The sequence below is a fragment of the Pseudomonas sp. UMAB-08 genome (genome assembly GCF_900095225.1).
Taxonomy (GTDB): Bacteria; Pseudomonadota; Gammaproteobacteria; order Pseudomonadales; family Pseudomonadaceae; genus Aquipseudomonas.
On record NZ_LT607414.1, the window covers coordinates 231,237 to 250,923 of the forward strand.

Sequence of the window (19,687 nt, forward strand, 5' to 3'; positions counted from 1 at the left end):
GTTCAGCTCATCACGTAGGCGAGTTTTTTTGAAAGCCGCTCTACCGAGTCTTCGGTGAACAACATCAACAGATCGAAATGAATATTGTGGCCCTCCAGGCTGTAGCTGATTTCCACTGCGAGGGTTTTCTTCCAGCGCTGCTTATTAACCCGGATCAACTCTTCGATGCCTCCCTGCTCACCGAGTACTTGCGGGTGGCCCTGGGAAAACACCACGTCAATTTGCTCGGCGATCCCGCTCAAACAGGCTCCAATCAGAATCGTCGACAAGTCCAGGAGCATTTCCATGTCCGAATACTCGACCGAGTCCCGCTGCATCAATTTCGCCATATCAGCGATTTCGGAGCCGTGAAAAATCAGCAACGCTTCGCCAGCGATACCACAGCCGATATACCCCTGACAGACTGCTGTCAGCCGGTCACCGTTCTGCGCGTCGGCCAACGCCATGTGCAGTTCACCCACTTCCAGCATGTTCACATTCGGCACTGGCAACTGGACGAACACACCCAGCACTCGGGCCAGCAACGCCCCGGCACGCCCCATGGCGACGTTGATGGTTTCGCGAAACGCATCCTGAAAACTGGTCTGCGTCTCGGGGACTTCCCGCGCGATGGCGGTAGCCGTTTGAGGCTCGCCCAACAGACCAAGGCTTTCGAGCGTTTTTTTGAGTTCGTCCGGATCGGCCGGCTTTTTCAGGAAGGCCAAGGCGCCCAATTCGAGCACACGCCGTATCGCTTCCGTCTGCACATCGCCGGAAACCACAATGATCTTCGCTTGCAGATTTTCCGCCCGGACAGCGGCCAGGACCTGATACCCGTCCATTTCCGGCATCGTCAGATCGAGCAACACCACCTGCCCCAGCCCCTGACGAATGGCCTCAAGTCCCTCTCGGCCATTGGTCGCCATCGTGACCGAGACGCCCCAATCGGCGGGTAAAGCCCTCAATAGCTGCTTGCGCGCCATATTGGAGTCGTCGCATATCAGCAGGGGAATCATGGGCATTGTGTTCTTTCTCACTGCAAAAGAGTTTCAGGGGTTAGCCCCGAGTACGGATGCTATTTGTTACGCAAGAAAACCAATCAGAGCGCCGCCGCCAAAATGTCTGAGGCGTTCTTAGAGCCAATGGGTATAAAGACCACCTTATTAACCCGCGCGACTGGCTTATGCAATCTTTGTGCTCATGCCGTATTAAGGTACCTAACCCAGCAATTGACTTAACACTGCCCGCAGTTTTCCAGGTTTTACCGGTTTATTCAGCAGCGGTGCACCCAGCTTTCGCAGCGAACGACGACATTGATCACTGCGGTCAGCGGTGATCATGACGGCAGGAATGGATTGCCCGAAATGCTCGCGCAGGTGCGTGACCACATCGCAACCAATCACCCCGTGATCCAGGTGGAAGTCCACCAGAATCAGCTCCGGTGGTTGCCCTTGCAATACCGCCAGCGCGCTGTCCTGATCGGTGGCCGTCAGGACCTCACAGCCCCACTGGCCCAATAACGCAGCCATGCTTTCGAGAATGCTCAGTTCGTTGTCCACCACCAACAGGCGGCGACCCGGCAGAGGGTTACCCGCAACCGGATGCTGCTGCACCACGACATTGGCTGGTAGCGGAACCTCGTGCGACAGAGGCACTTCGATAGCGAACATCGATCCCCGCCCCGGTCGTGAATGCACCAGGACCCGATAACCCAGAATTTTCGCGATGCGTTCGACGATTGCCAGTCCCAGGCCCACCCCTTTGCGGTCAGCCGCACGGCCGACATCCAGTTGATTGAACTCCAGGAAAATCGAATCGAGGCGGTCTTCGGCAATGCCGCGCCCGGTGTCCCAGACTTCAAGGCGCAGGTAATCGCCCCGTCGCCGTGCGCCCAGCAAAATGTTGCCCTGCGCGGTATAACGGCAGGCGTTGCTGAGAAAATTACGCATAATCCGCGTCAGCAAACGCAGATCGGTACTTACCGCAAAGTCCCCTATGCGCACGCGCAGATTCAATCCTGCCGCTTCGGCCACCAATTGGAACTCCGAGGCCAGCGGCGCCAGCAGCTCGTCGAGTCGATACAATTCGATGTCGGGCTTGATCGCGGCCTGATCCAGCCTGGAAATATCCAGCAGATCCGTCAGCAGGTCTTCAGCGCCTTCCAGCGCCTGATGGGTCCGCTCCACCAATACCTGCTCAGCCGTAGGCAATTGCCGCTCGCGCAAGGTCGAGATCAGCAACCGGGCAGCGTTAAGCGGCTGCAACAGATCATGGCTGGCAGCCGCGAGGTATTTGTCTTTACTGCGATTGGCGGCCTGAGCGGCGTCACGGGCTTCGCGCAATGCCCGCTCGATTTCCGCCCGCTGGACGATCTGCTGTTGCAGGTTGCGGTTCACTTCCAGCAATTCATTGGTGCGGGCAGTCACCCGTTGCTCCAGCTCATCGTTAAGCTGCTGCAAGTGCTGCTGGGCCAACTTGCGTTCAGTGATGTCAGCGACAAAGCCTTCGACCAGGCCATCCTGATCCGGTTTGAGCAGCAGGTTCATCAGCACATCGACATGGCTACCGTCTTTGCGTCGCAACTGGGTTTCATAGCCCAGCAGGCTGCGCTCGCGCAGCAGTATGTCGCCGATGGTCTCCAACTCCGCTGCACCGCCCGCAAACAAGTTGCCGGCAAGGTCGGCCAGGGAAAACAACACCTCTTGCGGATCGTCGTAGCCCAGCATTCTCGCCAAAGCGGGGTTCGCCGCACGCAGGCCTTCTTTCAGGCTTGCCTGAAAAATCCCGTGCACCGCATGCTCGAACAGCCATTTGTAGCGATTACGCTCTTTTTCGAGTTCATCCAGACGTACGGCCAGCTCCGGGTAGTGGCTCTTGCGCGCCGAATGATTGCCCAGACCCAGCAACCCCGCGAGGGCTCGTTGCTGGTCCTCAGAGGGCTTCGCCATAGACCACCTCAACATCGCGCTGGCTGGACGCCCGCGGGTTGGTGAGAATGCAGGGATCATCCATCGCGTGCTGCGAAAGAAACGGAATGTCCGCCATGCTGACGCCATGCAGGCCAAGGGTTTCATGGAAGCCGATAGAACGCTTGAGGGCGATCAGATGCTCCACCAGACGCTGGCAGATCTGCCGGTGATTTAGACCCCGGCAGTCAATGCCGAAGGTCTCGGCAATCACCTTGAAGCGATCCGGCGCTGAATTGTAGTTGAACGCCACCACGTGCTCGACCAGCACGGCGTTACACAGGCCATGAGGCAGATCGAGGAAACCGCCCAGGCTGTGCGACATCGCATGCACTGCACCGAGGATCGCGTTAGAGAACGCCAGCCCGGCCTGCATGCTGCCGAGCATGATTTTTTCACGCAATGCAATGTCGCCTGGATTGGCAATCATCTGCACCAGATTGCCATTGATCAGACGCATGGCTTCCAACGCGTGGGGATCGGTCAGCGGCCCGTGGCCGGTAGAAACGAAGGCTTCAATGGCATGCACCAACGCATCGATACCCGTACAGGCCGAGAGGAACGGATCCATGCTCAGTGTTGTTTCCGGGTCGATAAGCGAGACGTCCGGCACCACCGCCTTACTGACGATGGAGAACTTCATCCGTTCCTGCTGGTTGGAGATGATCACGAATTGCGAGACGTCAGCGGAGGTGCCTGCGGTGGTCGGGATCAGGATCAGTGGCGGGCTTGGCACCCGAATCATGTCCACCCCTTCGAATTCGAGGATGCTCCGCCCATGGGCGACAACGATGCCGATGGCCTTGCCGCAGTCCATCGGGCTGCCGCCCCCTACAGCGATAATCACGTCGCAGTGATTTTCACGGTAAAGGTCGGCACCGCGCATCACTTCCTCAACCCGCGGGTTAGGGGATACATCGCTGTACAGGCAGTAGTCGATGTCCAGCGCTCGCAGGCTGGCCTCGATGTCAGCGACCCAACCCGCAGCGATTACGCCGGGATCAGTCACCACTAATACCTTACGGGCACCGAAGGTTTTGGCGTAGTTGCCCGCATTGTGCCGACTACCGGCACCGAAAATTATTTCTGGAGAAACGAATTTGCGCAATTGACTGATGCTAGGGCTCATACAAAGCCTGTTTTTGTTGTTATCGGAGATGGGCGCCAGCCTAAACCATCTCGGGGCGAATGCAATCAGACCATTGCTCACACCTTGAAGAACAGTCGAGAAGCCTTTCGTTCGCGAACACGGCCGGGCAACGATACGTCAACCCACCAACAGCCAGAGCAGCGCGCCAGACCGGTTAATGGAACTCAATCCATTGCTGGGCATGGGCGACTTCTAAAAAGACCAGGATGTCGTCATCGACCCCCGGTGTGACGGGAAATCCTTCGCACAGCTGCTCAATAATCACATTCGTGCTTCGCAGCCCATCGACCTTGCGAAGAATGACCCCGGCACTGTCGCTGAGTTTGACCATGCCGTCAGGGTAAAGCAGAACGCGACAGCGCTGGTGAGGCTCCCATTGCAGACGAAAACCGTGCCTGAGGGCTGGTATGCGCTCACGCTTGCTGGCACTCATCGTGTTGTCGAGCAGGACGCTCGCGCCGTTGCAGGAGTGCGGTGTCATTGGAGGGCAACCGCCACCGGCGGCAGACCCGAAATTCTGGATGAGCATACTGAGTGCTCCAGCGAACAAGAAACGCCCCGGCCAACGCAACGATAGGCCGGGACTTGATTGATCAACGGCTGGCGAAATACATCGTCACTTCAAAGCCAATGCGCAGATCGGTAAACGCGGGTTTGGTCCACATAGGTCAATCCTCTTCTTGGGCCGGTCAATTCCGGTAGGTCAATTAATACACGTGAGGGGTGTAGGTTCGAATGCTACTTTGGGGGGTGTTTGTGGGGTGCGTTGGTAGGGGGTCATGACGCTGTCAGAGACACCGCCATGGTTTTTCCCAGGCAAACCTGCTGCCACGGATCCTTGCGGGTTCCGTGGCAGCAGGCGTGCAATTACGCGTCCCGCTTCGAAGCTTTAGATTAGAAAAAGCCCATCGGATTGATGTCGTAGCTGACCAGCAGGTTCTTCGTCTGCTGGTAGTGATCGAGCATCATCTTGTGGTTTTCACGGCCGACACCGGACTTCTTGTAACCACCGAACGCGGCGTGCGCCGGGTACAGGTGATAGCAGTTGGTCCAGACGCGACCGGCCTTGATCGCCCGGCCCATGCGGTACGCACGGTTGATGTCGCGGGTCCAGAGACCGGCACCCAGGCCAAACTCGCTGTCGTTGGCAATCGCCAGGGCTTCGGCTTCGTCCTTGAAGGTGGTGATACCGACCACTGGGCCGAAGATCTCCTCCTGGAACACGCGCATTTTATTGTTGCCTTTAAGCAGCGTCGGCTGAATGTAGTAGCCCGTGGACAGATCGCCTTCCAGACGTTCCGCCGCGCCGCCGGTCAACAGCTCAGCACCCTCTTCCTGGGCAATTTTCAGGTACGAAAGGATCTTGTCATATTGCTGCTCGGACGCCTGAGCGCCGACCATGGTCTCGGTGTCCAGTGGGTCGCCGCGTTTGATCTTGACGACTTTTTTCATCACTTCGACCATGAACGCGTCGTAGATCGATTCCTGAACCAGGGCACGCGATGGGCAGGTGCAGACTTCGCCCTGGTTGAAAAACGCCAACACCAGGCCTTCAGCGGCCTTCTCGATAAACTGCGGTTCGGCCTGCATGATGTCTTCGAAGAAGATATTAGGCGACTTGCCACCCAGTTCCACGGTGCTCGGAATGATGTTCTCGGCCGCACATTTCATGATGTGCGCGCCCACTGGAGTCGAACCGGTGAAAGCGATCTTGGCGATACGCTTGCTGGTGGCGAGGGCTTCACCGGCTTCACGGCCAAAGCCTTGAACGATGTTCAAAACGCCCGGCGGCAGCAGGTCGTTGATCAGCTCGGCAAACACCATGATGGACAGCGGCGTTTGCTCGGCAGGCTTGAGCACTACGCAGTTGCCTGCGGCCAACGCGGGCGCCAGTTTCCAGGCGGCCATCAGCAGCGGGAAGTTCCAGGGAATGATTTGCCCGACCACGCCCAGCGGCTCGTGGAAGTGGTAAGCAGTGGTCAGCTCGTTGATCTCTGCGGCGCCGCCTTCCTGAGCCCGGATGCACCCGGCGAAATAACGGAAATGGTCAGCAGCCAGCGGGACGTCGGCGTTCAGTGTTTCGCGTACGGCCTTGCCATTGTCCCAGGTTTCGGTAACGGCGAGTATTTCAAGGTTCTGTTCGATGCGATCGGCAATTTTCAGCAGCACCAGCGAACGATCCTGAGCCGAGGTCTTGCCCCAGGCATCGGCAGCGGCGTGAGCGGCATCCAGCGCGCGTTCAACATCAGCGGCGGTGGAACGCGGGAATTCGGCGATGACTTCACCGTTGACAGGCGATGTGTTGGTGAAGTATTCGCCGTTAATCGGTGCCACGAACTCACCGCCAATGTAATTGCCATAGCGCGGCTTGAACGTAACAACAGCGCCTGGGGTTCCGGGTTGTGCGTAGATCATTATTGTGGCCTCTGTACGGGTCGTAGCCTGTCGGTCGAACAAGCGATGATCCGATGGTAGACAGCCGCAGGCGCCAAACGAATGCGCCGTTGGCAGGGGGAGTCTCGTTCTTTGGTCGTAATTAGAGGGCGCTGGAACCCTGCGAAGGCGCGTGACCGGATACACCGCATCACGCCCCTCCTCAGACGGGTCAGCTACCCCTGATTAAAGTCAGTGCTTGGCCACTAACTCTTTAGGCAACTTGAACGTCCAGAGCATGCCACCCTGGTTGAAGTCTTTGACTCGCTTGGCTACTTCGCCGCCCCACAATGGCACCGCACCGCCCCAGCCGGACAACACGGAGACGTATTGCTCGCCATCCATTTCCCATGTGACAGGAGAGCCCAATACGCCGGAACCGGTCTGGAACTCCCAAACCTTCTCGCCCGTCTTGGCGTTGAACGCCTGGAGGAAGCCTTCAGGTGTGCCGGTAAACACCAGGTTACCTTTGGTGGTCATTACGCCACCCCACAGCGGCGCGTAGTTCTTGTGGCGCCAGACTTCCTTGCCGGTAACCGGGTCGATCGCACGCAGTACGCCGATGTAATCCTCGTTAAGCGGCTTGATGGTGAAGCCTGCACCGAGGAACGCTGCGCCCTTCTTGTAGGTGATGTCTTCGTTCCAGATTTCCATGCCCCACTCGTTGGACGGCACATAGAACAGCTTGGTGTCCTGGCTGTAGGCCATCGGCATCCAGTTTTTAGCACCGAGGAAGGCTGGCGCTACGAAAACTGAAGTGCCTTTGGTTTCGCCACCCGGGGCGCCTGGACGGCTGGCCTCGTTGTAGAGCGGACGGCCTTTTTTATCCAGGCCGGTTGCCCAGGTAATTTTGTCGACGAACGGGAAGCCGCGGATGAACTCGCCGTTGGTACGGTTCAGCACGTAGAAAAAGCCGTTACGGTCAGCAGTGGCTGCGGCCTTGATGGTTTTGCCGTTTTCCTGATAGTTGAACGAGATCAGCTCGTTAACGCCGTCATAGTCCCAGCCATCATGAGGCGTGCTCTGGAAGTGCCAGTTGATGGTGCCGTCGTCCGGGTTGAGCGACAGACGCGAGGAGGAGTACAGGTTATCGCCAGGACGCAGGTGCGAGTTCCAGGGCGCCGGGTTACCGGTACCGAAGAACAATTGATTGGTTTCCGGGTCGTAGTAACCGCCCAGCCAAGGCGCCGCACCGCCGGTTTTCCACAGATCGCCAGGCCAGGTCTTGCCCGCCTCGCCACCGGAAATACCGTTCTCGACTGCCTTACCGTCTTTGTAGACGTAACCCATGTGACCTTCCACGGTAGGTCGGGTCCACAGCAGATCGCCGTTCTTCGGATCGTAAGCCTCGATTTTGCCAACCACGCCGAACTCGCCACCGGCGACCCCGGTAATCAATTTGCCGTTAATCACCAGCGGCGCGGCGCTGATCGAATAGCCGGCTTTATGATCGGCGACTTGCTTGCTCCAGACCACTTTGCCGGTGGTCTTGTTCAGAGCGACCAGCTTGGCGTCAAGGGTGCCGAAGTAAACCAGGTCGCCATACAGCGCAACACCACGGTTGATCACATCACAGCAGGGACGGATGTCATCGGGCAGGCGTGCATCGTATTGCCACAGTTTCTTGCCGGTGCGTGCATCTACCGCGAACACCCGCGAATAGGAGCCGGTCAGGTACATGACGCCGTCTTTGATCAACGGCTGCGCTTGCTGACCGCGCTGCTTTTCACCGCCAAAGGAGAAGGCCCAGACCGGGCGCAGATCCTTGATGTTGTCGGTGGTGATCATGTCCAGCGGGCTGTAGCGCTGGCCTTGAACGCCCAGACCGTTAGTAACGATCTGTTCCGGGTTCTTGGGGTCGTTGAGAATCTCCTGATCGGTTACCCCGGCCAGGGCGGCGCCTGACATCAGCATGGCACTCAAGAGCAGGCTCAGAGCGAAGGGTTGGCGACGTGCGGTTTGGGTCATGACGGCTACCTTTGCGGTTTTTTGTTGTGCTCGGGAAATCTTCCCGGTCTGATACGGATTCTTGGTCGCGGGGGCCCCGCCAACAATTGCCCGCAATATGGAGTTTTCTAGTTCCTTAGTAGGTAGACCGGTTTATTGACGGTCATCGAGGCGTTTCATCCCCTGTTTTTCGTAGCGCGGGTACAGATGGCTGACGCTGCGAATCAATTCGTAGCGGCTCAGGCTGATGCCGGCAAAGCGTTCCGGAATCGGGCTGCGGATCAGTTCGGACATGTCAGCGCCACTGGCTGCACCCTGCGCCATCAAGGTGTCCAGCCAACCGAGATAGTCGCGCATCTGGACGAACGGCCGGTGATCCTCAGCCAATGGACCATGACCGGGCACGATGACTTTCCACGCCAAGGCTTCCAGGCGGTCGACATCCGCCAGCCATACGCCAAGGCCCGGTGTATTGGGCGTGGTCAGGGCCCGCTGATAAAAAACCAGATCGCCGGCAAACAGCACACCGGTTTTCTCATCGAGAATCGCCAGGTCAGCACCGGTGTGCCCGCTGAGGGCCAGCAAACGCAAAGGATGACCCCCAATCGTCAGCGTACCGCTCTCCAGAACCTGGGTCGGCAGGTGCAGCTCGGTGCCGCGCATCCAGTCACCGACCATGCGGTACATGTTTTCAGCCAATGCATCGCCGTGCTGACGCATCAACTCGGTGGTCCCTGCCAACGCGCCAATAGGCACATCGGCAAACGCCTGGTTGCCCAGCACATGATCGGGATGATGATGAGTCAGCAGCACCTGAATCACTGGTTTGTCGGTGGTGGCGGCAATCACCTTGCGCAGCGCTTCGCCGTAGCGTCGCGAGGGTCCCGTGTCGATCACCACCACCCCGCTGTCGGTGACGATGAACGCCGTATTGACGATATTGCCGCCGTTGGCCTTGGCGAAGTTATCGGTGCTGCCTTCCAGCAACCAGGTACCTTCGGCGATCTGCCGAGGTTGCAGCGCATAGTCCAGATCGGCCAGTACCGGCTGACTCAGGCTCAGGCACAGGCATAACAAGATCAACACACGCATGGCGCTCTCCGCACGGCAGCCCGCAGCCGTTAATTGACGACCGCATTAAATTCGTTACCGCTGTTGTCGCGCAGCAACAGTCGGGTTTGCCCGGCACCTTGTATGTCGAACCCCAAGGTCGGGTTTTCACTGACCGCCGGAAACAGCTCAAGCGTCGCCAGGGTCTTATCGTTGGCGTCACGTAATTCGGCGTGATTGAGGTAAAACTCGGGAATGCCACTGACCATCCCGTTATCCATCGGATGGGCAATCTGCAGCCTCAAACGACTGAAATCGTTACGGGGATAACGTCCGCCCAGGACCTCGCCGATATGTTCTTCCCAGCCTGCCTGAGTACGCACCACGCTGGGCGCCGTGCACCCGCCTCCGGCAGCGGAGATCTCGGTAGAGCCGACGTGCCATACGCCATCGCGGGTCAGCACCGCCGCCCGCAGGGGCGTTGACTGCTCGATGCGGATGCGAATCGCCAGCCACGGCAAGACCTGATCCCCCGGCTGGAAGTCAACGATCTGTGGCAACGGATTGAGTTCAGCCCAGGCCAGAATGCGCACCACTTGGCCTTTGAAGGCCCTGGCATCGATTTCGATAGGTACCTGACGCGAATCCTCGGCGAACGGTGGCGCCCGCAGGATCACCTGCTGATCGAAAACGTAGGGCGCACCCTTGAGCATTTTATGGTGATAGAAGTCCCACATCACCGAGGTGACTGGATCCTTGCCCGGCGCCCTCTCCAGCGATGTGTCCGGATCGGCGCCCGCCGCCAGCACCCACATCGGCAGGCAGGCCGCCAGCAAACAGGTCACTCGCCAGTTCATCGCGCATCGCTCCTGATGACGTACTGTTGATCAGTCACCCCTATTGATACATCTCCGGGATGTCGTAACGCAGACCGTAACTGGCATAGATCTTTTGCACGCTGCCGTCACGAATCAGGGCTTCCAGCGCTTCCTCCAGGGCATAGGCCATCTGGTGGTTACTTTCATGCACCGCCATGCCGATTTCCCAGCGTTGCCGTCCCATGTTCGGGTACGCGTTTTCCGCCAGGGCCAGGTTCGAATCATTGGCCTGGTGCACTTGCCAATCGATTTCACCGCGCATGCCCATTACCGCATCGACCTCGGCGCCCTTCATCGCAACAAAAGCCTGCTGCACACTTGGGTAGTGATGGGTCTTGGCGCTGAGCATGCCGTTGAACACGGACGTCATATAGAACGACGGGACGCTGTCGACTTCGACACCGACAGGATGTTCCTGAAACACCGCAACGCTGGGCACGGCATCCATTCGTCGACGGTCGAAGGCGACCTGCCAACATTCAGTCTGGTAGGGTCCGAACATCACCACATGACCGTTTGCCAGCTCACCCTGATCGTTGCGCTTGAGCGAGTAATCCCGATCATAGGGCACTCGCATCATCACATCGGCCAACTGCTGATGCCGCAAGTTGCTGCCACGCCAGATGGAGTCGCGCAAATCATCGTCGAGCTTTTCCCCCGGCGGCGCCCAGAGCAATTCCATGCGCACGCCGAGGGCCTTGGCCAACGCAGCAGCGAGGTCGACATCGACACCCCGCGGCTGATCATGGTCTTTGAAGCTGTAAGGCGCGAAGTCTTCGTAGACCGCGACCTTGAGCACTCCGGATTCGATCATGGTGTCGTAGCTACGAACTTGCGCCTGCACTGCCTGGCAACACAACAGCAAGCCGCTCAACAACAGCGCATAGAAACGCATAGCCGTCACTCCTCGACGTGCACGCTATCCAGATAGGTGCGGACGGCCCAGAGTGCTTCCTGGCTCAGGTAGTCAGCCATTTTCGGCATATAAACCCGACCATCACGCACCGCCCCGTTTCTCACCCGCTCAACGAACCATTCGTCGCCAGCAGCACCAGGTTCCAGCATGCGAAGGTCTGGGGCGATACCGCCGGAGATGACCTCCAGGCCATGGCAGGCCGCGCAGTTCTGGTTATAGGCGGATGCACCGATTTCCAGCGCCCGGTCATGATCCTTGGAATTGCGATAGGGGTTTTCAGTCAGCCATTCAGTGCCTACCGGAGTCAGACCGTCGGTAGCCACCGCTTGCGGGACCACGTTGCCGTGAGCCGATACCAGACCACTGGCGGCCAAGCCAGCCATTAAACCTACTATCAGTAAGGCGTTGCGTTTTGTTGTCATTGTTATGCCCTCGAGATTGCACGCAAAAAGCTATGCAGCCATCTTAGGAACCAAGTCAGCGCAACCGAATGCTGCTTTGGTGGCCGCCATCTCCTCCCTTGGTAGTAGGGCATGTGGCGATTGCCTTGATGTCAGGGGTAAAAAGAACCTTGTAGCGACCACAACCGCTCAACAGCGGGACAACCAAGCGGCAGAAAAGCAATATTCGAATTGGGTTAGCAGTCATGTAGCGAAGATTCTTGTTAAGTGATTGACGCTCAGCGGGTCTAGGCAATGAGCAGATATGTTTGCGTTGAACGGGTACGATGCGGTCCGTCAGGCAGGCACGCCGCGCCGCATGGCGTTCGCAGACAAGGCCGCTCCGGACGATTGCGTTCCATTGCGGGAGCAGGCTTGCTGGTAAGCGGTCATCAACTTACCCTGCTACTTCACCTGATCCACCCGCGCGATTAAGGTGCCGCACAACACCCGCTTCGATCCGCAGGCGGTGAAGAAAAAACTGGGGATCGCTGTCTCGCAATGGGACGAGTTCATATATCGGATGCGCCATCTGGCCGAGCGTTGAGTCCAGTGGCATGAGGCTATGGGTTTCTTCATGAGCGTGCTTTGTGACTCTAACCCGAACAGCCCGCTGCCGGAGGTGCTGCCCAACGAGCTGGCACTGCGAAAAGTACAAAGTCTATATGAAGGCCAGGGTCGCGGATCGACGCAGGAGTCAGCTCAAGGAACAGCCTGGGGCTTGCTCAACGCGGTCACGGAATAGGTCGATCACGAGCGGCGAGCCAGGAGTAATAAGTATCGGATGGACTCAGCTTGGTTCAGCCAAGGTGCGGTGATCAAACAACGCGCACGCCATGCAGCACTGCAAAAACACCTTGTAACAACTACGATTTGTGCGGCCTTTAGACTCTAAAAGCTTTTTTGGCTTTCGGTCTCACTGAGTGATTGCTCGCTATTACTCATCGATCTTGAAAAGGTGCTCATAGTCCTGTGCTAAATAAATTCGAATTTATTGAAGGTAATGGTGAAATAGCAATGCTTAAAATTTCTGCGTCAAAAAACTATTGGGCATGAGCCCATTCATGAAAGCGACTGCACTAACATGTGCGAATACGCACCAACTTGAACGAACTTGTTCTTTTTTGTATAAACTCAGTGACGGCGCAACACGCCACGCACCCACTGCGGAAATTTAATATTGCACACCTGCCCCACCACCCTTAATTATGATTGCCCATTGATATCTATTAGGTACATCATAGCCACACGGCTCCTTTCCTAAGCTGATGAAATTACCTTTCAGATTTTACTTGAACACTGGACGGGTTCCGCGAATGAACAGCAGCGAACAAATTATCATCAACGGGATATATTTATGTACTTACAGCCGTAACTGAAATCATTCATCAACATAATTTCCTATTACCAGCCTGTCCTTTAAGCCCATTCCCAGACAACACCGTCTGGCTCACCCTAGGTGCTCATCGTGTCGATAAGAAACATTAGACTAACCATGAGGGCTCTGCTCAGCTTCGGCATTATTTGCCTGCTGCTCATCGCGCTGGGCGGCACCGTGCTTTACAAAATGAACGAGGTGCACTCTTCAGCGCTTGAGCTTGAGAAAAACTGGCTACCCAGCATCGAGCACGCTGATAAAATCGAAGCGGCTACGTTACTGCTTCGTCTTGATGCCCGCCGTTTTGCGATGGAAGAAGACAGAACAAGTAACGAATCTATCGAACCCTTACTAAAATTCAAAACAGATCTGACTCAAGTCACTGAAGCCTACGCGCCCTTCATTTCAAGTCCGGAGGAGGCCGAGAAATATAAGCAGGTTAAAACCTACGTTTTCGCATATGAAGCAAAAATCGACGAACTGATAGTGCTTAGCAAAAATCAGTCAGCGGCAGAGGGCATGATTTTTATCCGCGACGTCACCAGCCCTTTAGCGAAAGCGTTGCAAGTCGTAATTGGCGAACTGTTGCGTATCAATGAAAAAGGCGCAGAACACTCCGGCCAGGTAGCCCGTGATAGTTTTGAAAGCGGACTGGTCATAACGATTGCCCTTATTGTTACTGCGATCATTCTCACTATATTGCTTGCAACGGTGTTCACTCGAAGCATCAGTCAGCCTATTCAGGCACTGCTTAACACCACCAAAAAAATCGCCGATGGGGACCTTCGGACCTCTGTAGATATCTCAGGATCGGACGAGTTGACCGACCTTCAAACAGCAACGGCAACGATGCTGTTAAGCCTTCAGACAACGATCCGGCACATCGCCGACTCATCCAGTCAACTGGCCTCTGCTGCTGAAGAAATGAGCGCCGTAACACGAGAGTCCAGCGCAGGAATCCAGCAACAAAGCATGGAGACCGAACAGGCGGCAACCGCTGTCAACCAAATGACAGCCGCCGTCGAAGAGGTCGCACGCAATGCCGTTTCGGCATCGCATTCGACCCAGGAGTCTGAACGCGCCGCTAATACAGGGCAGGAACGGGTTCGCCAGACCATTGGTTCGATTGAAAAACTCAGTATTACTGTCGATCAGACCAGTTATGAGATGGAAGACTTGGCCCAAAAAACCCAAGACATCGCCAAGGTCCTCGATGTCATTCGCTCCATCGCGGAGCAAACTAACCTGCTGGCCTTGAATGCCGCCATTGAAGCCGCTCGCGCGGGTGAACAAGGCCGTGGATTTGCCGTCGTCGCTGACGAGGTCCGGGCACTTGCACATCGTACCCAGACTTCGACCCAAGAGATCGAGCAGATGATCCAAGGGATTCAGGCCGGGTCACATAAAGCTGTACAGTCGATGAAGCAAAGCAGCGGAGAAGCCAATGCGACCCTCTCGATCGCCCATGAGGCTGGAGTCGCTATTGCAGAGATAGCGTCAGCCATCTCCGACATCAATGAGCGTAATCTGTTGATCGCCACCGCATCAGAAGAACAGGCTCATGTCGCTCGCTCCGTGGATCAGAACTTGGTCAGCATCCGCGACCTCTCCGTCCAGAGCTCATCTGCAGCCAACCAGACCTCTGTGGCCAGTGGCGAGTTGTCCAAACTCGCAACTGACCTGAGTCGACTGGTGTCGAGATTCTCTATTTGAACAGGCGCCTATAACTTTTTTAGTGCGTCAGCTTGATCGATGACCTGATCATTGGAAACGATTGCGAACTCCTTGCCCGAAACTACGACACCAGTCATAGCTGTCCAAGGCATGTTCGGCGGCACTGGCATTCGATAGCGAGGCAGTGGAACCCGGTAGACACAGCGCTCTAACTCGCTCTCCCTTCAGCCCTTCCGGCCCGAAACTGGTCGATTCGTAGGAGGTGGCGGCGCAGTCGAGGATTTCCGCAACACAGAATATGTCCTGTACCAAACAGAGTAGCGCCCCGCCAGGCCAAGGCGCCCCGTAAACCTACTACCTTGGTACTGGCAGACTGGTACTTTCTACATATTCCCCTCCCTCCGATCGGTTTCTATGCTGGCACTACCTGTATGGAGTGCCTTATGCGTCAGCGTGTCCGTTACGGATTGATCTATCTGCTAACCCTTGCCGCAGCGACCTTGTTGGCGACCCAAAGCCAGGCCGCCAATGAGGAGATGAAGGTTCAAATCGGCTACCTGGCTTTTATCCCCGACCCAGGCCCCGTGCTGTCAAACATCATTCCCGAACCCCGTGACGCCGGACTGCGCGGCGCTGAACTGGCGATCATCGACAGCAATAGCACCGGGCGCTTTCTCAATCACAGCTACACCCTGCAAACCGCCAACGCCGACAGCCCGCAAGCCTTGCTCGATGCCGCGCAGGCGCTTCACCAGCAAGGCTTGCGGCTGTTTGTCGTCAACGCCCCCGTCGACACCCTGCGCCAGCTCAGTGCCGCCCTGCCCGACAGCCTTCTGTTTAACGCTGGCAGCGCCGATGACAGCCTGCGCAGCACTGCGTGCCTGAACAACGTGCTGCACACCTTGCCGAGCCGGGCCATGCTCGCCGATGCCCTGGCCCAGTTTCTGACCGTGAGGCGCTGGAACCGCTGGCTGTTGATCGTCGGCCAGACTCCGGACGACCAGGCGTATGCGGCCGCCCTGCGCCGCGCCGCCAAACGCTTCGGCCACACCATCGTCGCCGAAAAAGCCTGGAGCTTTGACAACGACCAGCGCCGCAGCGCCCAGGCCGACATGCCGCTGTTCACCCAGACCACCGAATACGATGTGGTTTTGGTCGCGGATGAGCGTGGCGACTTTGGTGAGTACGTGCCTTATCAAACCTGGTATCCGCGACCTGTGGCGGGCACTCAGGGACTGACTCCCGTCGGCTGGCACAAGTCTGTGGAAACCTACGGTGCCGCGCAGCTGCAAAAACGCTTCGAGGCCCTCGCCGGGCGCTGGATGAATGATCGGGATTTCGCCGCATGGATGGCCGTCCGCAGTATCGCCAGCGCAGTGACCAAACTGCGTCAGACCGACCCGATGGTCATTCGCCAGGCAGAACTGAGCGACCAGTTGCCGCTGGACGGTTTCAAGGGCCGCAAACTCAGCTATCGCGCCTGGAACGGCCAGTTGCGGCAGCCAATCCCGATTGTTCAACCCCGGGCGCTGGTCAGCACTTCACCCCAGGACGGCTTTCTGCACCCCGTCACCGAACTCGACACCTTGGGTTACGACAAGCCCGAAGTAACCTGCCACTTCCAGTGACTTGCCTCTAATAATTCCAAAAAAAGGACCACGCCATGCGTCGCACCCTGATTGCCTCCGCCCTGCTGCTTGTCATAGGGCAAAGCCTGGCGGCCACTGCCTATGTCTCCAACGAAAAAGACAACACCCTGAGCCTGATCGATATGCAGACCCTGCAGGTCACCGACACACTCCCCGTGGGCCTGCGCCCCAGAGGGTTGCTGCTGTCCCATGACAATAAGCTGCTGTATATCTGCGCCAGCGACTCGGACCGCGTGCAAGTCATGGACGTCGCCACGCACAAGATCATCAAAGAACTGCCCTCCGGCAAAGACCCCGAGCAATTCGCCCTGCACCCCAATGACCGCTGGCTGTATGTCTCCAACGAAGACGATGCCTTGGTTACCGTCATTGACACCGAAACCTCCAAGGTTCTGGCCCAGGTCGATGTTGGCGTCGAGCCCGAAGGCATGGCCGTCAGCCCTGACGGCAAGTGGGCGGTCAACACCAGCGAAACCACGAACATGCTGCACTGGATCGACACCAGCACCCAGACTCTGAAGGACAGTACCCTGGTGGATCAGCGACCACGGTTCGTCGAGTTCAACAAAGACGGTTCCCGCCTGTGGGCTTCGGCGGAAGTCGGCGGCACGGTCAGTGTGATTGATGTGTCCACCCGCAAGATCCTCAAGACGCTGACCTTCCAGATCAAGGGCGTGCATCCGGACAAGGTTCAACCTGTGGGCATCAAGCTCAGTGCCGATGGCCGCTATGCCTTCGTCGCACTGGGCCCGGCCAACCACATCGCCGTGGTCGATGCCAAGACGCTTGAGATTCTCGATTACTTGCTGGTGGGCCGCAGGGTCTGGCAGTTGGCCTTTACGCCAGACCAGAGCCAATTGCTCGCCACCAATGGCGTAAGCGGCGACGTGTCGGTCATCGATGTGAACAGCCTCAAGGTGACCAAGTCGATCAAGGTCGGCCGTTATCCTTGGGGCGTGGTTGTCGCCCCATGAATGCCCTTGAAGTGGAGGATGTCAGCTTCGCCTATGGCGCCCGAGAAGCACTGCGGCATGTAGGGTTCAGTCTCGCGCCCGGACGTTTCGCGGCGCTGCTTGGCCCCAACGGGGCTGGCAAGTCGACCTTGATCGCGTTACTGACCCGGCTCTACGACCTGCAACGCGGCGAAATCCGCGTGGGCGGCTGCTCGCTTCGTCAGACCCCGCGCCCGGCTTTGCGCCAGTTGGGGGTTGTGTTTCAACAGAGCACCCTGGATCTGGACTTGAGCGTCGAACAGAACCTGCGCTACCACGCTGCACTACACGGGATGTCCCGGCGTCAGGCAAACAGTCGGATCGAAGAGGAACTGACCCGCCAACAGCTGACTGAACGGCGTGGCGAGCGGGTTCGTGAGCTCAATGGCGGTCACCGCCGCCGGATAGAAATCGCCCGCGCGCTGTTGCATGAACCGCGCCTGCTATTGCTTGATGAAGCCAGCGTCGGCCTCGATCCGGCCAGTCGTCTGGCACTCAATCGCCATGTGCGCAGCCTGTGCCGCGAACACGGGATCAGCGTGCTCTGGACCACGCATTTGCTCGATGAGGTGCAAGAAGAGGATGACTTGCTGATTCTGCACCAAGGGCATCTGGTCGCGTCAGGACAGGCTGCGGCGATAAGCGCGGAGCATGGCGGCGATCTTGGCGACGCGTTTCACCGCCTGACCACGGGACCTTCGTTACCTTCGTTACAAACCGCCCCCCATACAGGAGCGAATCGATGAGCGTTTACTGGCACTGTTTCAGCGGCATCGTTCTGCGCGAATGGCTGCGGTTCATTCTGCAACGCACGCGTTTTCTCAGTGCGCTGGTACGCCCCCTGCTCTGGTTGCTGGTGTTCGCTGCGGGTTTCCGCGCCGCGCTGGGTATCGCGATCATCGAACCCTATGACACCTACATCCCGTACGAGGTGTACATCGTTCCGGGGCTGTCCTGCATGATCCTGCTGTTCAATGGCATGCAAGGTTCGCTGTCGATGGTCTATGATCGGGAAATGGGGAGCATGCGCGTGCTGTTGACCAGCCCACTGCCGCGCGCCTTTCTGCTGGCCAGCAAGCTGCTCGCGACCTCATTGATCTCCTTGCTCCAGGTCTATGCCTTTCTCGCCATCGCCTGGGTCTATGGCGTGCACCCGCCAGCCTGGGGCTTGTTGGCTGCCTTGCCGGCGATGTTGCTGGTGGCGTTGATGCTCAGCGCACTGGGGCTGCTGCTGTCCAACGCGATCCGCCAACTGGAGAACTTCGCCGGGGTCATGAATTTCGTGATATTCCCGCTGTTTTTCCTGTCCTCGGCCCTCTACCCGCTGTGGAAAATGCGCGAAGCCAGCGAGTGGCTGTATTGGCTGTGCGCGCTCAACCCGTTCACCCATGCGGTAGAGCTGGTGCGCTTTGCCCTGTATGAGCGCTTCAACCCGCTGGCGTTCGGGGTCTGCGTAGGTCTTTGCCTGCTGTTTTCGCTGCTGGCAGTGCTGACCTTCAATCCGCAGCACGCGGCATTGCGTCGGGCGACCTGAGCCGCTAGCGCTCAAATACAGGTAAACCAGTACTTTAGTACTGGTTTACCTGTCTATCGTCGCATTCACAAAGCACCGTCGGTGACATGTAATGCCGCGATAACAAGAAAGGAAACGCCCTATGCCGTGCGCTCTACGCCCCGTACTCCGCCCTTCCCTGGCGGCGCTTATTTTGACGTTAAGCCTGGGTCTGAGTGTCGCCCAAGCACAGACCCCGTTGTTTTCCGCCGACGGGTATCGTCTCACCTTGTATCGCAGCCCTACCCCGGACCACGTGGAAGGTGCTCATATCATCGACACCGAGCACTTACAGACACTACTGAAACAAGCCTCCAGGCCGGTGTTGATCGACGTTTATCGCAGGCAATGGCTGGAGGGTCGTTTTATCGAAGACGAACCCCACGCCAACCTCCCCGGCAGCCATTGGCTGGCCAACAGCGGCGACGGCGAGCTCACTCCGCAATGGCAGGACTATTTTTCGCGAAATTTGCAAAAAGCAACGGCTGGACGCAAGGATCAACCTTTGGTGTTCTATTGCCGCGCCGATTGCTGGCTGAGCTGGAACGCGGTAAAACGAGCTTCTGCATTGGGCTACAGCGATCTCTATTGGTACCGCGATGGCCTCGATGCCTGGCAGGCGGCCAATTTACCCGTACAGCCGGCCCAACCCGAACCCTTTCCCTGAGCAACAGGCCCGCCCC

Annotated in this window: 17 protein-coding genes and 1 pseudogene; 7 read left to right on the plus strand and 11 right to left on the minus strand. The window is 57.6% G+C overall.

Annotated elements, in window-relative coordinates; translation table 11 throughout:
• Nucleotides 1–2: 2 nt before the first annotated feature.
• The 11 genes from K0F75_RS01060 to pedF all read right to left on the minus strand — a co-directional run bounded on the left by K0F75_RS01060 (nt 3) and on the right by pedF (nt 11,741).
• Nucleotides 3–1,001, minus strand: coding sequence for a response regulator (locus K0F75_RS01060; protein ID WP_219059913.1), 999 nt, complete (start codon nt 999–1,001; stop codon nt 3–5).
• A 195-nt stretch (nt 1,002–1,196) separates the two neighbouring features.
• Complete coding sequence (locus tag K0F75_RS01065) at nt 1,197–2,927, minus strand: NahK/ErcS family hybrid sensor histidine kinase/response regulator (protein WP_219059914.1); 1,731 nt, start codon at nt 2,925–2,927, stop codon at nt 1,197–1,199.
• Nucleotides 2,911–4,074 carry an alcohol dehydrogenase-like regulatory protein ErcA gene (gene ercA, locus K0F75_RS01070; protein ID WP_219059915.1) on the minus strand — a complete coding sequence of 388 codons (1,164 nt, stop codon included), beginning with the start codon at nt 4,072–4,074 and terminating at the stop codon, nt 2,911–2,913. The genes K0F75_RS01065 and ercA overlap by 17 nt, the downstream gene beginning before the upstream one ends.
• 175 nt (nt 4,075–4,249) lie before the next feature.
• Nucleotides 4,250–4,528 (minus strand): pyrroloquinoline quinone biosynthesis peptide chaperone PqqD, encoded by a 279-nt coding sequence (pqqD, locus tag K0F75_RS01075; RefSeq protein ID WP_219060334.1) that lies wholly within the window; start codon nt 4,526–4,528, stop codon nt 4,250–4,252.
• A 160-nt stretch (nt 4,529–4,688) separates the two neighbouring features.
• Complete coding sequence (gene pqqA, locus K0F75_RS01080; protein WP_010209364.1) at nt 4,689–4,760, minus strand: pyrroloquinoline quinone precursor peptide PqqA; 72 nt, start codon at nt 4,758–4,760, stop codon at nt 4,689–4,691.
• Nucleotides 4,761–4,989: 229 nt separating this feature from the next.
• The gene (locus tag K0F75_RS01085; RefSeq protein ID WP_219059916.1) at nt 4,990–6,510 is read right to left on the minus strand and encodes an aldehyde dehydrogenase family protein; all 1,521 of its coding nucleotides are present in this window, start codon (nt 6,508–6,510) and stop codon (nt 4,990–4,992) included.
• 210 nt (nt 6,511–6,720) lie between these two features.
• A complete protein-coding gene (locus K0F75_RS01090) occupies nt 6,721–8,496 on the minus strand; it encodes a PQQ-dependent methanol/ethanol family dehydrogenase (protein WP_219059917.1) in 1,776 nt (591 codons plus the stop codon).
• Between the two features lie 132 nt (nt 8,497–8,628).
• Nucleotides 8,629–9,567 (minus strand): quinoprotein relay system zinc metallohydrolase 1, encoded by a 939-nt coding sequence (locus tag K0F75_RS01095; RefSeq protein WP_219059918.1) that lies wholly within the window; start codon nt 9,565–9,567, stop codon nt 8,629–8,631.
• 29 nt (nt 9,568–9,596) lie between these two features.
• Entirely contained in the window at nt 9,597–10,382 is a 786-nt protein-coding gene (locus K0F75_RS01100) for a quinoprotein dehydrogenase-associated SoxYZ-like carrier (RefSeq protein WP_219059919.1), read from the minus strand.
• Nucleotides 10,383–10,422: 40 nt separating this feature from the next.
• Entirely contained in the window at nt 10,423–11,298 is an 876-nt protein-coding gene (locus tag K0F75_RS01105; RefSeq protein WP_219059920.1) for an ABC transporter substrate-binding protein, read from the minus strand.
• A 5-nt stretch (nt 11,299–11,303) separates the two neighbouring features.
• The gene (gene pedF, locus K0F75_RS01110; RefSeq protein WP_219059921.1) at nt 11,304–11,741 is read right to left on the minus strand and encodes a cytochrome c-550 PedF; all 438 of its coding nucleotides are present in this window, start codon (nt 11,739–11,741) and stop codon (nt 11,304–11,306) included.
• A gap of 436 nt (nt 11,742–12,177) precedes the next feature.
• On the opposite strand from pedF, the pseudogene K0F75_RS01115 reads away from it, so the two are divergent.
• From K0F75_RS01115 to K0F75_RS01145, 7 genes and pseudogenes are all read left to right on the plus strand, one after another.
• Nucleotides 12,178–12,654 (plus strand): annotated as a pseudogene (locus tag K0F75_RS01115) (DUF932 domain-containing protein); the annotation flags it as partial.
• A 600-nt stretch (nt 12,655–13,254) separates the two neighbouring features.
• Complete coding sequence (locus K0F75_RS01120; protein ID WP_219059922.1) at nt 13,255–14,850, plus strand: methyl-accepting chemotaxis protein; 1,596 nt, start codon at nt 13,255–13,257, stop codon at nt 14,848–14,850.
• A gap of 404 nt (nt 14,851–15,254) precedes the next feature.
• On the plus strand, nt 15,255–16,439 hold the full coding sequence (locus tag K0F75_RS01125; RefSeq protein WP_219059923.1) for an ABC transporter substrate-binding protein: 1,185 nt from the start codon (nt 15,255–15,257) through the stop codon (nt 16,437–16,439).
• 35 nt (nt 16,440–16,474) lie between these two features.
• Nucleotides 16,475–17,434: a YVTN family beta-propeller repeat protein gene (locus tag K0F75_RS01130; protein ID WP_219059924.1), complete on the plus strand. Its 960-nt coding sequence runs from the start codon at nt 16,475–16,477 to the stop codon at nt 17,432–17,434.
• Nucleotides 17,431–18,198, plus strand: a complete 768-nt coding sequence (locus K0F75_RS01135) for an ABC transporter ATP-binding protein (RefSeq protein WP_219059925.1) — start codon at nt 17,431–17,433, stop codon at nt 18,196–18,198. The genes K0F75_RS01130 and K0F75_RS01135 overlap by 4 nt, the downstream gene beginning before the upstream one ends.
• Entirely contained in the window at nt 18,195–18,986 is a 792-nt protein-coding gene (locus K0F75_RS01140; RefSeq protein WP_219059926.1) for an ABC transporter permease, read from the plus strand. Before K0F75_RS01135 ends, K0F75_RS01140 begins: the two co-directional genes overlap by 4 nt.
• Nucleotides 18,987–19,107: 121 nt before the next feature.
• Complete coding sequence (locus K0F75_RS01145) at nt 19,108–19,671, plus strand: PQQ-dependent catabolism-associated CXXCW motif protein (protein WP_219059927.1); 564 nt, start codon at nt 19,108–19,110, stop codon at nt 19,669–19,671.
• The last annotated feature ends 16 nt before the right edge of the window (nt 19,672–19,687 follow it).

What these genes read in the sequence shown, in the direction of transcription:
- K0F75_RS01105 (WP_219059920.1), bottom strand. Translation starts at nt 11,298, where the DNA reads ATGCGTTTCTATGCGCTGTTGTTGAGCGGCTTGCTGTTGTGTTGCCAG.
- K0F75_RS01135 (WP_219059925.1), top strand. Translation starts at nt 17,431, where the DNA reads ATGAATGCCCTTGAAGTGGAGGATGTCAGCTTCGCCTATGGCGCCCGA.
- K0F75_RS01125 (WP_219059923.1), top strand. Translation starts at nt 15,255, where the DNA reads ATGCGTCAGCGTGTCCGTTACGGATTGATCTATCTGCTAACCCTTGCC.
- K0F75_RS01085 (WP_219059916.1), bottom strand. Translation starts at nt 6,510, where the DNA reads ATGATCTACGCACAACCCGGAACCCCAGGCGCTGTTGTTACGTTCAAG.
- K0F75_RS01145 (WP_219059927.1), top strand. Translation starts at nt 19,108, where the DNA reads ATGCCGTGCGCTCTACGCCCCGTACTCCGCCCTTCCCTGGCGGCGCTT.
- K0F75_RS01060 (WP_219059913.1), bottom strand. Translation starts at nt 1,001, where the DNA reads ATGCCCATGATTCCCCTGCTGATATGCGACGACTCCAATATGGCGCGC.
- K0F75_RS01095 (WP_219059918.1), bottom strand. Translation starts at nt 9,567, where the DNA reads ATGCGTGTGTTGATCTTGTTATGCCTGTGCCTGAGCCTGAGTCAGCCG.
- K0F75_RS01090 (WP_219059917.1), bottom strand. Translation starts at nt 8,496, where the DNA reads ATGACCCAAACCGCACGTCGCCAACCCTTCGCTCTGAGCCTGCTCTTG.
- ercA (WP_219059915.1), bottom strand. Translation starts at nt 4,074, where the DNA reads ATGAGCCCTAGCATCAGTCAATTGCGCAAATTCGTTTCTCCAGAAATA.
- pqqD (WP_219060334.1), bottom strand. Translation starts at nt 4,528, where the DNA reads ATGAGTGCCAGCAAGCGTGAGCGCATACCAGCCCTCAGGCACGGTTTT.
- K0F75_RS01100 (WP_219059919.1), bottom strand. Translation starts at nt 10,382, where the DNA reads ATGAACTGGCGAGTGACCTGTTTGCTGGCGGCCTGCCTGCCGATGTGG.
- K0F75_RS01065 (WP_219059914.1), bottom strand. Translation starts at nt 2,927, where the DNA reads ATGGCGAAGCCCTCTGAGGACCAGCAACGAGCCCTCGCGGGGTTGCTG.
- K0F75_RS01130 (WP_219059924.1), top strand. Translation starts at nt 16,475, where the DNA reads ATGCGTCGCACCCTGATTGCCTCCGCCCTGCTGCTTGTCATAGGGCAA.
- pedF (WP_219059921.1), bottom strand. Translation starts at nt 11,741, where the DNA reads ATGACAACAAAACGCAACGCCTTACTGATAGTAGGTTTAATGGCTGGC.
- K0F75_RS01120 (WP_219059922.1), top strand. Translation starts at nt 13,255, where the DNA reads ATGAGGGCTCTGCTCAGCTTCGGCATTATTTGCCTGCTGCTCATCGCG.
- K0F75_RS01140 (WP_219059926.1), top strand. Translation starts at nt 18,195, where the DNA reads ATGAGCGTTTACTGGCACTGTTTCAGCGGCATCGTTCTGCGCGAATGG.